The sequence below is a fragment of the Sinorhizobium sp. P24N7 genome, from assembly GCF_042436655.1.
Lineage (GTDB): Bacteria > Pseudomonadota > Alphaproteobacteria > Rhizobiales > Rhizobiaceae > Sinorhizobium > Sinorhizobium meliloti_A.
In genome coordinates, this window is record NZ_JBHMIW010000014.1 from 177493 (window position 1) to 192229 (window position 14737).

The following is a 14737-nucleotide window of genomic DNA, read 5'->3' on the forward strand; positions in this document are numbered from 1 at the left end:
CGCACAAATTCCGTGCGCCGGTTCGGTATTCGGACGGGCCTTAGCCCACGGAGCCTTCGAGCGAGATGCCGATCAGCTTCTGCGCCTCGACGGCGAATTCCATCGGCAATTCCTGGATAACTTCCTTGACGAAGCCGTTGACGATCAGAGCGATCGCCGCCTCTTCCGGAATGCCGCGCTGCAGGCAGTAGAAAAGCTGGTCCTCGGAAATCTTGGACGTCGTCGCCTCGTGCTCGAACTGCGCAGTCGAATTCTTCGCCTCGATATAAGGCACCGTGTGCGCACCGCACCGATCGCCGATCAGAAGCGAATCGCACTGGGTGAAGTTGCGGGCGTTCTCGGCCTTGCGGTGCGCCGAGACCTGACCGCGATAGGTGTTTTCCGAAACGCCGGCTGCAATGCCCTTGGAGATGATGCGGCTCGACGTGTTCTTGCCGAGGTGGATCATCTTCGTGCCCGAGTCGATCTGCTGGTGACCATTGGAAACTGCGATCGAGTAGAACTCGCCACGCGAACCGTCGCCGCGCAGGATGCAGGACGGATATTTCCAGGTGATCGCCGACCCGGTCTCGACCTGGGTCCAGGAGATCTTCGAGTTCTTGCCGCGGCAATCGCCACGCTTGGTCACGAAATTATAGATGCCGCCCTTGCCCTGCTTGTCGCCCGGATACCAGTTCTGCACCGTCGAGTACTTGATTTCGGCATCGTCGAGCGCAATCAGTTCGACCACTGCCGCATGAAGCTGATTCTCGTCGCGTTGCGGCGCCGTGCAGCCTTCGAGATAGGAGACATAGGCGCCTTCGTCGGCGATGATGAGCGTACGCTCGAACTGGCCCGTATTCTTCTCGTTGATGCGGAAATAGGTCGAAAGCTCCATCGGGCACCGAACGCCCTTCGGCACATAGACGAAGGAGCCATCGGTGAAGACCGCGGAGTTCAGCGTCGCATAGAAATTATCCGACTGCGGCACCACCGTACCGAGATACTTCCGCACGAGGTCCGGATGCTCCCGCATCGCCTCGGAGATCGACATGAAGATGACGCCGGCCTTCTTCAGCTCTTCCTTGAAGGTGGTGACGACGGAGACCGAATCGAACACCGCATCGACGGCGATCTTCGACTTCTCGACCCCGGCGAGAATCTCCTGTTCCTTCAGCGGAATGCCGAGCTTCTCGTAGACCTTGAGGAGTTCCGGGTCTACCTCGTCGAGCGACTTCGGCCCGGTCGTGCCCTTCGGCGCCGCGTAATAATGGATGTCGTTGAAGTCGATCTTCGGATAGCGGACGCGCGCCCAGGTCGGCTCCTCCATGGTCTGCCAGCGGCGATAAGCCTCGAGGCGCCATTCGAGCATCCATTCCGGTTCGTTCTTCTTGGACGAGATCAGGCGGATGATGTCCTCGGACAGCCCCTTCGGAGCAAGGTCCATCTCGATCGTCGTCTCGAAGCCGTATTTATACTGGTCCACGTCGATCTGGCGGACCTGATCAATGGTTTCCTGCACGGCAGGCATGTCGTTCTCCAATCTCGCCGGATCCAAGGTCCGGCAGCTTGTCAATACGATGCAAGTATTCGCGCACCGCTTATGTAATGGCTAAAAGGCGCTTTTCACCCCATTTGCCAAGCGGAAAATTGCTTTTCCGCAATTTCATTCAATGCTCTCCGCTTCACGCCGCCTGTCCGGCCGAGCGGCGCCGCGCCGCCACTTTCGCGAATGCTGCCGCGCAGCGCTCGATTTCCGCTTGCGTCGTCGCCTCGCCGATCGAAATCCTGAGCGCACCCTGGCGGGGATCGTAGCCCATGGCGGTCAGGACGTGACTTTGCCCGACCTTTCCGGACGAGCAGGCCGAGCCCGCCGACAAGGCGACGCCCTCGAGATCGAAAGCGATTTGCCCGGTCTCGGCTTTCAGCCCCGGAAGCGTGAAGAAGCAGGTATTTGCCAGGCGGGGCTCGTCGCGCCCGTGGATCACCACATCGGGGGCGCAGGACTGCATTTCCGCCTCGAGGCCGTCGCGCAGCGCGGCTATGGCGGCCATGCGCCCGTCGATATTCCCAGCCGCGGCGCGTGCTGCAGCCGCAAAGCCCGCAAGCGCGGCTGCATTCTCGGTCCCCGAACGATGGCCCCTCTCCTGTCCGCCGCCGCGAATCAGTGGAGAAGGCATCATGATCTCGCCGCGGGCGACGAGTGCGCCCGCCCCCTTTGGGCCGCCGATCTTGTGCGACGACAGGATCAGAAAGTCCGCGCCGAGCGATGAGATCGAAAGCGGCAGCCGGCCGGCCGCCTGGACCGCATCGACGACCAGGATACCGCCATGCGCGCGCACGATCGCCGCAACCTCGGCGACCGGCTGAATGATGCCCGTTTCGTTATTGGCAAGCATGACGGCCACCATCGGCAGACCGGTCTCACGGTCATGGGCCTGAAGCAGATCGTCGAGCGCTGCGCAGTCGACGATCCCGGCATTTGTCACCGGTATCTCGCAAACATCCTCGCGCGCGAAACGCCCGCCCTCGCGCACGGCCGGATGCTCGATCGCCGAAACATAGAGCTTGCCTGCCTTGAGCGGCGTGCGCCCCATGCGCAACTGCGGCGTCAGCACCATGTTCGCCGCTTCCGTCGCGCCGCTGGTAAAGACGACCGCTGCGGGTTGCGCGCCGCACAGATTGGCAACATCGCGTCGGGCGCTCTCGACAAGGGCGCGCACCGCACGCCCTTCGCCGTGGACCGAAGAGGGATTGCCGAGCTGATCGAGCGCGTACAGGAGCGCCTCGCGCGCTTCCGGCAGAAGCGGCGCCGTGGCGTTCCAGTCCATGTAGATGCGCGATCCCGACATCGATTCCTTCGCTAGGCCTGCTGCGACCGCTTCGAACGGCCCGTTGCATTTTCCTTGAATTTTCCGCGCCGCTTGCCTTAAGAGACGAAGCTTATGCGGAGGTCCGCACCAAAGTTTTGAACGGTTCTAAAGTAGGTTCTAGAAAAGCTGACTGGTTTAGTCAAGACAGATCGGCACCAAGAACGACGGAATTGAACCAAAGCACTCCCGGAGAGCCAATGCCCGAAATCATTTTCAACGGACCGGCCGGTCGCCTTGAGGGCCGCTATCAGCCTTCGAAGCAGAAGAGCGCACCGATTGCGATCATCCTGCATCCGCACCCGCAGTTCGGCGGCACGATGAACAATCAGATCGTGTACCAGCTCTTCTACATGTTCCAGAAGCGCGGCTTCACCACCTTGCGCTTCAATTTTCGGGGCATCGGCCGCAGCCAGGGCGAATTCGACCATGGTGCCGGTGAGCTTTCCGATGCCGCGTCCGCGCTCGACTGGGTACAGAGCCTGCACCCCGATTCCAAGAGCTGCTGGGTCGCCGGCTACTCGTTCGGCGCCTGGATCGGCATGCAGCTGCTGATGCGGCGTCCGGAAATCGAGGGCTTCATGGCGGTGGCACCGCAGCCGAACATCTACGATTTCTCCTTCCTGGCGCCCTGCCCCTCTTCCGGTCTGATCATCAACGGCGATTCCGACAAGGTCGCGCCGGAAAAGGACGTCAATGGGCTCGTCGAGAAGCTCAAGACGCAGAAGGGCATCCTGATCACGCATAAGACGGTACCGGGCGCCAACCACTTCTTCAACGGCCAGGTCGAGACCCTCATGGCCGAATGCGAAGACTATCTCGACCGCCGGCTCAACGGCGAACTGGTACCCGAGCCCGCGGCAAAACGCATCCGCTGAACCGCACCATTCCATGAGGCAGCCCGGGAATCCTGCACGTTCCCCGGGCTGTCGCTTGCCGTGCGTCTAGTGCCTGTTGAGATTCATTTTGAGTTTATGACGGCTGCGAGATGGATAATGGCGTTGAAGCTCGGGTCGGTTTTGTCGGCACGCATGGCAATGCGCTTGAATTCCTTGAGTACCGAGCGTGCTGTTCCGTTGATCGTAGCCGATCAATGGCAAAAAGATGCAGCAACTCAAAGTGCTACAGCGACCTTTGCGCGTCTGATAAGACGCGCGGCGCTGTAGGAAAATTTTTCGGCGGACTGCAATCTCTCCTCGCCTCATCCCTGTGCTTGACACAGGGATCCAGCAGCGCCGCGTCTGCGGCGCGGAAGAGCCTTTTCAGCCCAAGGACTTGGTCTGGCTGGATTCCTGTGACAAGCACAGGAATGAGGGACCGGGGATGTGCGGCCCCTACAACTTTCGCTTGATCCACTGGGAAACAGCGGGGGTCACGACACGCGCGGACGGCTCTGCGGATTCGACACGATTGCGCCCCGCGGCTTTGGCAGCGTACAGCGCCTTATCCGCCCTCTGTAGCGCCGTTTCCAGCGGCTCTCCCGGTTCGATCGCCGCCACACCGAAGCTTGCGGTGATCGTCGCCGTCTCCGGGAGCCCGGGGATAGGCGTTGAGGCGGTGGCGGCACGCATTCCCTGAGCAACGACACGCGCATCGCTCAGGCCCACGCCGGGAAGAAATACCGCAAACTCCTCGCCCCCCAGGCGTGCCGCCGCAGCACGGCTGGGCATGAGTTCGAGAAGCACACGCGCGAACTGGCGGATTACCTCGTCGCCCGTGTGGTGGCCATAGGTGTCGTTGACGCCCTTGAACCGGTCGAGATCCGTAAGGATCAGCGCGCCCGGACCCTCGGCGTTGCGGGTCGGCAGCAAAGGGGCGACGCGCTCGATGAAGCCGCGCCGGTTCAGGAGACCCGAAAGGGCGTCGGTCTCGGAGCTGGCGCGTGCCTTGTCGACGATGTCCTTGACCATGACGCCCAACATCGCGACGCCGGTCCCGACGATCAGCGCGGCGCCGAACGCCTGCGAAATCAAGGCGAAGGGGCTCTGAAGATAGTCCGAAGCCGTGGCGCCCGCCCCCGCGGCGACGGCCGCATAGATCTTGACGAGGAAATGGAGCGCATTCATCGCGAGGAAGCCAATTAGGATCCAGTCCGCGTAGGAGCGGCGCCGGGAACGGATAACCGCGGCTGCGGTCCAGGCCTGGATGAGGAAGAACGGCGCCTGGTAGAAGAAGGCGTGCCGCAACGTTCCGCGCGGAAGATCGTAGATAAACAGATCGAGGATTACCGAAGCGGCGAAGAAAGCCGCAAGGGCCCACGGCTTTGACGGTACGCCATAAAAGAGCCCGAGGCCGAAACGCAGGAGACAAAAGCCGGCAAGGACACTTGCGAAAGCCCCGACGGCGAAGAGCTTGGGTACAGGCGTAAACGGCAGAACGGCTTCACAAATCGCAGCCAGAGAGGCTATGGCAAATCCAGCGGCGCACCAGGCTGCCGGCCGCCCCGGACGTCGTTTCGCGGCGATGACGAGAAAAGCCGCCGCGAATATCTGGGCAATGACGAAATTCACCGCCAGAAGTGAAAGTGCACCACCCATCGAAGTTCCGAAAGTCCTTCCGCGGTCAACGAGCCCACGGCTCTCCGCTGTCGTGGCGTAGATTAGCGAAGGCGCGCGAAGAAATCATTAAGCCGACTCGGCTTGTGCGGGTTTTGCGGCCTGCCGACCTCCGCTTACCGGGCGGCTGACGCCGGTCGTCCCCGGATAGGTCAAAGGCAATCCGTACCGCGATCTCACGGCGAGGTAGGCCCAGGCCTCCGCTTCCATCGAATCCCCGTTGAGACCCGCCGCTTCCGCGGCAAGCACGCGCGCGCCCTCCGCTTCCGCAAGCGCGCGAAGGTCGCTCATGATTACGGAATTCAGGCGGCCGCCGCCGCAGACAACGTAGGTTGCCGGACTTGCCGGAAGATGGCGTGCGGACCGGACGATGCCGGCAGCCGTCACATGAGCGAGGGTACGCGCGCCATCCTCGAGGCTGGCATCGCTTGCCGCCGGAGGCGCGAAGTCGTTACGGTCGAGCGAGCGGCGTTTCTCAGCACTGAAGAACGGGTGAGAAAGATAACGGTCGGCGAGTTCCGGCAGGACGCCGCCCTCGCTCGCGATCATGCCGCCCTGATCGTAGGGAATGCCGGCGTGAGCCTCTACCCACTGATCGATCAGCGTATTGCCGGGTCCGCTGTCATAAGCGACGATTTCTTCGCCTGCGCCTATGTAGGTGAGATTGGAAATGCCGCCGATATTGACGAAGACGACGGGAGTGGCGAACGCCCCGATCTCGGAGAGACCGCGCGCCAGGGCGGCGTGATAGGCGGGAATGAGTGGCGCGCCCTGGCCTCCATTGGCCATGTCATTGGCCCGCATGTCATAGACCACGTCGAGCCCGGTCTCCCGCGCCAGCAGATCGCCATCGCCAAGCTGTACCGTCAAGGCTTGGTCAGGGCGATGCAGGACGGTTTGACCGTGAAAACCTATTACATCAACATTATCGGGTAAAATATTGTTTTCATGCAGAAACATCCGGACGGCCAGTGCGTGCCGCAACGTCAGGTCGCGCTCAAGGTCTGCGAGAGTACCCGGCCGCTCTTCTCGTTTGACAATCGACCGGGCATCTTCGAGGCCCTGTTTCAGGCGTTCCCGGAACTGCGGATCATAGGCATATCCGGCGGACGGGCCGCGATCGACGATGGTGTCACCGTCCGTTCGCACGACTGCGATATCTATGCCGTCCATGCTCGTGCCGCTCATCAGGCCGATCGCCGCCAATACCTTGCCCATGCATTATCCTCCGCCGAACGCGCGCCGCTTCCTACCCGCGTCTGCGTTCATAGCAAAACACCCGCCAAGCAAAAACGTGCACTTTCGAAGAAACAGTGATAAAGGCCCGGCGCACACGTTCTACCCAGCCGAAAGAGACAGGTTATGTCCGAGTTCAAGTCCGATTTCCTTCATACTCTCAGCGAACGCGGTTTCATCCATCAGACATCGGATGATGCCGGCCTCGACCAGCTGTTCCGGACGGAAACCGTGACCGCCTATATCGGCTTCGACCCCACGGCTGCGAGCCTGCACGCCGGCGGGCTCATTCAGATCATGATGCTGCACTGGCTGCAGGCGACCGGACACCGTCCTATTTCGCTGATGGGCGGCGGCACGGGCATGGTCGGCGACCCGTCCTTCAAGGACGAGGCGCGGCAACTGATGACGCCCGAAACGATTGCCGCCAACATAGCGAGCATCAAGACGGTCTTTTCGAACTACCTGAGATACGGCGACGGCCCCAGGGACGCGCTGATGATCAACAATGCCGACTGGCTGCTCGGCATCAATTACCTCGAATTTCTGCGCGACGTCGGGCGGCATTTCTCGGTGAACCGCATGCTGTCTTTCGACAGCGTCAAGATGCGGCTCGAGCGCGAGCAGTCGCTGTCCTTCCTTGAATTCAACTACATGATCCTGCAGGCCTACGATTTCGTCGAGCTCTATGAGCGCACCGGATGCCGGCTCCAGATGGGCGGTTCGGATCAGTGGGGCAACATCGTCAATGGCATCGATCTCGGCCACCGGATGGGAACGCCGCAGCTTTACGCCCTCACCTCGCCGCTGCTGACCACGGCCTCCGGCGCGAAGATGGGCAAGTCCTTGAGCGGTGCCGTGTGGCTCAATCCGGATATGCTCGGACCCTACGAGTTCTGGCAGTACTGGCGAAACACCGAGGACGCCGACGTCGCACGCTTCCTCAAACTCTACACGACGCTGCCGATGGCTGAAATCGACCGGCTGTCGAAGCTCGGCGGTTCCGAGATCAACGAGGTCAAAAAGGTTCTGGCAACCGAGGTCACCGCCATGCTGCATGGGCGGGCGGCGGCGGAGCAGGCCGCCGAGACGGCGCGCAAGACCTTCGAGGAAGGTGCGCTTGCCGAGAACCTGCCCTCGGTCGAGGTCCCGGCTCCCGAACTCGAATCGGGGCTTGGCCTGCTGACGCTTCTGGTCCGCGCCGGTCTGGCCGCTTCGAACGGCGAGGCGCGCCGCCATGTTCAGGGCGGCGCCGTCCGGATCAATGACGATCAGGTCAGCGACGAACGCCGCATCATCGGAAGCGGCGACGTGACCGGCGACGGCGTCATCAAGCTCTCGCTCGGCAAGAAGAAGCACCTGCTCGTTCGGCCCGTGTGAGCGGGTGACAAGGCAATGGGAACCTGAGGCCGGCCGCAGCGCCGGCCTTTTTATTGAAACTCGAAAATGTTGCGGAAGACGCCCGGCGCTATGATCGACAGCGGGTTGATCGTCAGATTCGGCTGGCTGAACGGACCGGTGAGTTTGAACGTGATGCCGAGCAGACCGCGGTCACGGCCATTTCCGAGCAGGACACCGATCAGCGGCAGCTCGCCGAAGAGCCGGTTCAATCCATAGGCCGGCATGAACGTTCCCGTCATGTCCATGCGGCCGTTTGAGTCGCGGACGGTACCCTGGAACGTCGCGCCGACGTCGACGCCGCGGACGACCCCGCTGCCGACGCGGATCGCGCCCTGATCCAGCAGGAGTTGCGCGTAACCACGCTCGAACTGAGCCGTACTCACATCGATATCGCGCCGGACCGCCTCATTGAGGCTGCGCCCGTCCTGCCCCGCCCGCGTCGAGACCATCGATTGCAGCCTCTGCTCCCCGACGAGCGAGAACTTGCGGATATCCACGGTCCCACGCCAGGAATTTGCCCCGCGATCACGCAGTCGCAGATTGAGGAGGCCGCCGCGCATATTGCGATAGATATCGATGAAGCGCGCGAAAGCCCCGGCATCGCTTGTCGTCAGTTCCAGTGTGTTGTCCGCCCCGGCCTTTACCAGTCTGGCGACGACGGCCTGACCGCTTGCAGTCAATGCAGAAAGATCGACATCGTCGATCTGCTGGCCGCGGCTCGAATAGGCCAGGTTTACATTCGAGAGCACTTCGCCATTAAAGCCGGTAACCCGATCGAGCCGCGCATTGATCTTCACATTGCCCGACCCTTTCGACCCCGATCCGCTCTTCACGCGGGCGAGCGCCGGCCGGATGTCAGCCGCAGTGCCGGTCAGGTCCACCGAATAGCCTCCATTGCTGCGCCCGACCGTGACGGCGAAATCGTCTCCGCTTGCGAGGCGCACGCCGCGCAGCCGCGCAGCCGCAAGACCCGATTCGTCGACGCGCAATTCGCCGGTGCCGCCAAAACCCTCACCGGTGAGCCGGAGGTCGTTTATTTCCGTGATGCTGCCGACGGGCCGGATTGTGAACGCCGCCTGTGCGGCGATGCCCGCCCCCTTGCTCCAGCCGATCCAGGGAAGCGACAGGACGGCCTTGCCGAGATCGGCCTTCACCGCCTGACTGCCGTCTTCCGCAAGCGATACGTCGATGCCGACGGGCCCCTTGACGATGCCGGACAGCGCCGGGGCGATTTTCGCCCGCGCCGCATCGTCGAGCGTCCCCGAGATTTCTCGCGTTCTCGTCACGCCGGCCGAGCCGTCCACCGGTTCGGTGAGCGCGACACGCATCTTCGCACCGTCGATGAGGGCATTCGCCTGAAGCACCGCACGCTCGTTGTCGATCCGCATCTTACCGTCGAGATTGGCGATCGATCGTCCCGCTATGGGCCGCTTTATCGTGACGTCCTCAAGCTGCATTTCCACCTGCCACAGCGGTGGCGGCGGCGTCTGGTCGGATATGAGGCCAAACCGCGCGCCCACCAGTGCCGTCATCGGCCCGGCGAAATCCTCCGGCGCGAAGGGCGTCTTCTGAAGGGCCTGGATGGGCTTGTAGCGAACGAGCTCCGCTATCGCGTCCGCCTGTCCGGCGACCTCGATCTTCATTTCCGCCATCAGCGGCTTCTCATAGACGTCGGCGATAACGAAATCCCCGCCGTTCAAGGCGACGGACCGCCCGGACGGGAAAAAGGCGGCACCCTTCCGGACCGCAACGGACATGCGCTCGCCGCTCAGGCTGAAGTGCCCGGCCGTGTCGCGCAGCGGCGGGATCTCACCGGCGATGTTGATGCGCGTCTCGTCGATCGCGAAGTTGATGTTGAGCTCCTTTTCGTCGAGCCTCAACTCACCGCCGCTGCTGGCGATGCGCCCCTCTGGTATCGAGACCTCGATGCGTGCATCGCTCACCGTCCCGCCGAAGAGATTGCCGATCGCCCAGCGGCGAGCCCCCTTCGCGAGCCACCATGGCCACAGCTGCTTCACCGCCCGGGCATGCAGCCTGTCGCTGAGTGCGGCGAAACTGATCCTTGGCGACGTCTTGCCGAAGGCGACCGAGAGCGAGCCCGCCATGGAACCGAGCGGGCTCGATATTGCCAGCTGATCGAAGATCAGCCGGTGCGCGTCGGACTCGAATCGGCCGCTCGCCTTGGCGTCAAAGGCAAGCGGCCGCTCCTGAATGTCTTCGGGATCGGAACTGGCGTTCTTGAGCAGAAGATCGACCGCAAAGCCCTTGCGATCGGCGCCGGCGATCTTGTCGAGGTCGATCAGGGCGCCGGTAAAAGGGAAGCTCGAACGGCCGATCCTGATCATCGACGATAGAATTTCGACGGAGGCCCGCTCGAAATCGTAGGAGAGGTTCAGGTCAGAGGAATTGAGAGTCGAGACGAGACCGCCGGCGTGGAATGAACCCTTGGAAGTCTTGACGGTTGCCGTAAGTGCAGGCTTCCTGCCGTCCGTCGCGCGAGACGCGTTGAGCGTCACATCGGCGGTGGTCTCGATGCCGAAGGCCTCCTCCCTGGCCGATTTCCCGTGATAGAGGAACGGCGAGAGCGAGAGCGCGTCGAGGCGGGCCTCGAAGGCAGCAATGCGCCCATTGTTGCCGAGAGCCTTTGCCGTCAGCAGCGACTCTGTCCCATCGACTGCGATCGTACCGGCAACGCGCATCGAACTGTCCGGATCGTGGCTGAATTCAAGCGTCTTGATCTCGACGGGAACAACGCGCCCCCGGACGCCGCTGACTTTCAGGCTGAAATCCGAGAGCACGACGGTCTGCGTCGCCCGCCCCGCGGTCAACCGTGACATCCGGTCGCCCTGCGCGAACAGCTCCTCAAGCGCGTTACCCACATCTGCGATGCGGATGGCGGTGAGATCGATCGGCTCGCCGCGCGGCAAGAGGCCGGTGTCGAGTTCGCCTCCTTCCGCTTCGAGCCTTGAGACGTCGATGCGGCCGGTCGCCAGCGCGAAGGGATCGAGGGCGATCGAGATCGCACCGAGCTTGGCGAGGTGCCGGCCCGAACCGCTCTCCTTCAGAGTCACGCCGCGCGCCTTGAGCGCAATTGCGCCGCCGCCTGTCAAGCGGATGACCGTGCTTTCGACATCGGCGCGGTAACCCTGGCCGAGCGCGGCGTTGAGCGCGTTGCGTGCCCGGGCATTCAACGGTCCGTCGACGACCCCGCTTTCTATGATGGCGACGAGCGAAGCAACGGCGATGAAGACAAGGAGGGAACAGCACAGGAAAAGCCGTGCGCAGAAGCGCCACGCCCCGCCCGGGCGGGGCGTGTGCACAATGACCGGGTCGTGCGCCTGGGCCGAGGGCAACGCGTGCAGCGCGACGATGTCCTCTCTGCGAAAGTCGACTTTTTCGCCGCGGATTTCAGTCATCGGCCCGAGCGTCCGACCTGATCGCCCCATTGCGTGTTTCCCATCGGGCCGCTGCCACGTGAGCGATGGCCGGGTCTTTCATTCGCCCCATTTAGATCGATACTCGTCCAACCAAATCAACATGCTTCGTCTCTCGCGGGAGCGAGAGGACTAGTCATTTCCCCTTTCGCGCAAGATCGCTTGTGGCATTGAGCCAGCACGATTTCACCTCCACTCGAATCCGAGTTAAAGGATCATACAGTAGCTACGAAGCCGTCCGGCACCTGTCAAATCTATCACAACTCTTCTGGACGGACTTCGGCGATCTCCGATATGCCTCAAGCGCACTGCATTCGATCCCGAAGACGCTGCACGATTTTGGGACATGCATTAACCGCGGAATGCCCACAAAACGTGACGTAAGAAAGGTTTGATCATGGCAGGATTGGGACAAGGCGATATCGCCCCGGAGTTCGAACTTCCTCGTGATGGCGGCGGTTCGATCTCGCTCGCTGCGCTGCGCGGAAAGCCGATCGTTCTGTTCTTCTACCCGAAGGACGATACCAAAGCCTGCACGGAGGAGGCTATCGCCTTCTCGGCTCGGCAGAAGGAATTCCAGGAAGCGGGGATTGCGCTCGTCGGCATATCGCCCGATTCGGCCAAGAGCCACGATCGTTTCACCAAGAAACACGACCTTACGGTCGCCCTTGGCGCCGACGAGGACAAGGCTGTGGCAAACGCCTACGGCGTCTGGGTCGAGAAGAGCATGTACGGCCGCAAATACATGGGCGTCGAGCGGACCACCTTCCTGATCGATCGGCAGGGCGTGATCAGCCGCGTCTGGGAAAAGGTCAAAGTCCCCGGCCACGCCGACGAGGTTCTGGCCGCCGCAAAGGCGCTTTGAGCAGATACGGCAAGACCATGACGCGACTTCCGCAATTCCACAGCCTGCGCGGCGCCGCCGTCGAAGCGATCCGTGCCGCCGATCTTACCGTCAAGACCGAGCTTGCGCAGGAGGCGGCGCGGCGCTGGCAGGCGCGAACGCTGTCCCTGCGCTCGCCTTTGGACCGCGCCGTGCCCGAACGGCCCGGCCGCCCGGAAAGACCCGTTCTGACGCCACCGACCCAGGTCAAGCGGCGCTCGCTCGGCTCGCTGAAAGGGCGGATCGCTCTGCTGCACGCCATCGCCCACATCGAACTGAACGCCGTCGATCTGGCCCTGGACATCATCGCCCGCTTTGCATCCGAGCCGGTGCCGAATTCCTTCTTCGACGGTTGGATGCAGGTTGCCTTCGAAGAGGCCAAGCATTTTCGCATGGTACGGCAAAGGCTGAACGACCTCGGCGCAGATTATGGCGACCTTCCCGCCCATGACGGCCTCTGGCAGGCGGCGCACGACACGCGCAACGACCTGACCGCCCGCCTGGCCGTCGTTCCGCTGATTCTCGAAGCCCGCGGCCTTGATGTGACTCCGGCACTGCGTGCGAAGATGCGGGAGACCGGCGACGATGAGAGCGCTGCCGTCCTCGACGTCATCTACGAAGACGAGAAGGGCCACGTCGCGGTCGGAGCGAAATGGTTCCGCTTTCTCTGCGCCCGGCAGAAGAAGGACCCCGCGGCCACCTTTCAAACGCTCGTGCGGGCGAATTTCCGGGGACCGCTCAAACCCCCGTTCAACGACATTGCCCGGGCGGAGGCGGGATTGACCCCCTCCTTCTACCGATCGATGACCGCCTCCACCAACATCTGAGATAGCGTCTCGCACACACGCTTTATTAACCCTAACAAAGTGTAATTGCCGTCGAGCAACGCGAACTACGGCGCAGCGCGTCTACTGACGCGCAAACTGGGGCGCATCGGCGGGGGTGATGTGGTGTCTGTTGGTTCGGTAAACGCCTTCGGCAAACGCAGGCAAAGTCACGTCCTGATCCTGGCGAGCGGCGACAGGGTCCGGCACATGACTGTCCGCCCATGGATGGCAACCCTGGCCATCTGTTTCCTGGGAATGTTCGGCACAGGATATCTTGCCGCAACCACGTATCTGGTGCTTCGCGACGATCTGATCGGCGGAACGATCGCACGGCAGGCGCGCATGCAGCATGAATACGAGGACCGGATCGCTGCACTGCGAGCGCAGGTTGACCGTGTCACGAGCCGGCAATTGCTGGATCAGCAGGTTGTCGAGCAGAAGGTCGAGAAGCTTCTGCAGCGGCAGCTGGCACTGACCTCGAGAAGCGGCCAGTTCGGCGCACTCCCGGAAAACGGTACGGCCCTTGATCATGCCGGACAGCAAAACACTTTGCCGGCGACGGAACCGCTGGCCTATGACGGGCGCGCAGAAGCTCGGAGCGGCGTCAAGGCCATCGAGACGATCATGGGCATTGCCGGCAAGGATGATGACCGGCCTCCCCGCTCCGCCGTACTCGGCTATGCACCCGTCTCCTCCGGGAATGTGGATGGCGAAAGCGCTTCCGACCGGGCCGACCGGGTGTTTTCCAATGTTACGCTTTCGCTTAAGGGCGTGGAGCGCGAACAGATGGCGCATCTCCGGCAGATGACGGACAGCGCACTAAGGACGTCCGCGACGATCAGGGCTATCGTGGAGGATACCGGCTTCACGCTTCCCGCAGCCGACGAAGCGCTCGCCACGGATACGGCCGCGGAAGCCGGTGTCGGCGGTCCCTTCGTCGAACCGCAGGACGGAGACGTATTCGATCGGTTCCTGGTCGGTCTCGACACTGCTCTCCTTGAGCTCGAGCAGACCCGTGACGCAGCAAAAAGACTTCCTCTCGCCAGCCCGGCACCGGCAGCCGATGTCTCCAGCGGCTTCGGAAATCGGCTGGATCCGTTTCTCGGCCGTCCGGCGCTGCACGCGGGGACGGACTTTCGCGCACCGACCGGCACGCGAGTCCGCGCGACCGCCGATGGCACCGTAACGGCCGCGGGTTCTGCGGGCGGCTATGGAAACATGATCGAAATCGATCACGGCAACGGCGTCTCGACCCGCTACGCACATCTGTCGGCAATTCTGGTCGATGTCGGAGATGTGGTGAAGGCAGACGCGGTCATTGCCAAGTCGGGAAGTACCGGACGGTCGACGGGACCGCATCTTCACTACGAGGTTCGCCTGAACGGGCACGCCGTCGATCCGGCGCGCTTCCTGAGGGCCGGAACGGAGCTCGCCGGCTATCTCGATTGACAATGGGCGTGCGGGCCGCTACCTCTCCCGCGCCTGACGCGAAAAGCATGAGAATCGGGCGGATTCAACTTCCAGTGTTTCAACGTGCTGGATTTCTTGACTT

At 62.5% G+C, this 14737-nt stretch carries 10 protein-coding genes; 5 read left to right on the plus strand and 5 right to left on the minus strand.

The genetic code is table 11. The annotated features are described in order from the left end of the window. Positions 1-40: 40 nt before the first annotated feature. Together sufB and ACFHWW_RS23930 are read right to left on the minus strand one after the other, a co-directional pair. Positions 41-1510 carry a Fe-S cluster assembly protein SufB gene (gene sufB / locus ACFHWW_RS23925; protein WP_003531481.1) on the minus strand — a complete coding sequence of 490 codons (1470 nt, stop codon included), beginning with the start codon at positions 1508-1510 and terminating at the stop codon, positions 41-43. Between the two features lie 154 nt (positions 1511-1664). Beyond that, entirely contained in the window at positions 1665-2831 is a 1167-nt protein-coding gene (locus tag ACFHWW_RS23930) for a cysteine desulfurase family protein (protein ID WP_379941201.1), read from the minus strand. A gap of 218 nt (positions 2832-3049) precedes the next feature. Here ACFHWW_RS23930 and ACFHWW_RS23935 point away from each other — a divergent pair, with 218 nt between their 5' ends. Then, positions 3050-3727 carry an alpha/beta hydrolase gene (locus ACFHWW_RS23935; protein WP_018095045.1) on the plus strand — a complete coding sequence of 226 codons (678 nt, stop codon included), beginning with the start codon at positions 3050-3052 and terminating at the stop codon, positions 3725-3727. Positions 3728-4183: 456 nt separating this feature from the next. Here the strand turns inward: ACFHWW_RS23935 and ACFHWW_RS23940 are convergent, their stop codons facing one another. Next, on the minus strand, positions 4184-5386 hold the full coding sequence (locus ACFHWW_RS23940; RefSeq protein ID WP_379941203.1) for a GGDEF domain-containing protein: 1203 nt from the start codon (positions 5384-5386) through the stop codon (positions 4184-4186). Between the two features lie 87 nt (positions 5387-5473). Beyond that, positions 5474-6622, minus strand: coding sequence for an anhydro-N-acetylmuramic acid kinase (locus tag ACFHWW_RS23945; protein ID WP_379941205.1), 1149 nt, complete (start codon positions 6620-6622; stop codon positions 5474-5476). A 144-nt stretch (positions 6623-6766) separates the two neighbouring features. Here ACFHWW_RS23945 and tyrS point away from each other — a divergent pair, with 144 nt between their 5' ends. Next, positions 6767-8020 carry a tyrosine--tRNA ligase gene (gene tyrS, locus ACFHWW_RS23950; protein WP_275597870.1) on the plus strand — a complete coding sequence of 418 codons (1254 nt, stop codon included), beginning with the start codon at positions 6767-6769 and terminating at the stop codon, positions 8018-8020. A gap of 50 nt (positions 8021-8070) precedes the next feature. Here the strand turns inward: tyrS and ACFHWW_RS23955 are convergent, their stop codons facing one another. Further along, the gene (locus ACFHWW_RS23955; RefSeq protein WP_379941207.1) at positions 8071-11487 is read right to left on the minus strand and encodes a DUF3971 domain-containing protein; all 3417 of its coding nucleotides are present in this window, start codon (positions 11485-11487) and stop codon (positions 8071-8073) included. 385 nt (positions 11488-11872) lie between these two features. Here ACFHWW_RS23955 and ACFHWW_RS23960 point away from each other — a divergent pair, with 385 nt between their 5' ends. The 3 genes from ACFHWW_RS23960 to ACFHWW_RS23970 are packed head-to-tail and all read left to right on the plus strand — an operon-like array spanning position 11873 to position 14634. Continuing rightward, complete coding sequence (locus ACFHWW_RS23960; protein WP_379941209.1) at positions 11873-12340, plus strand: peroxiredoxin; 468 nt, start codon at positions 11873-11875, stop codon at positions 12338-12340. Between the two features lie 17 nt (positions 12341-12357). Next, a complete protein-coding gene (locus tag ACFHWW_RS23965; RefSeq protein WP_338282935.1) occupies positions 12358-13185 on the plus strand; it encodes a ferritin-like domain-containing protein in 828 nt (275 codons plus the stop codon). Positions 13186-13230: 45 nt separating this feature from the next. Continuing rightward, entirely contained in the window at positions 13231-14634 is a 1404-nt protein-coding gene (locus ACFHWW_RS23970; protein ID WP_338282934.1) for a M23 family metallopeptidase, read from the plus strand. Positions 14635-14737 lie beyond the last annotated feature (103 nt).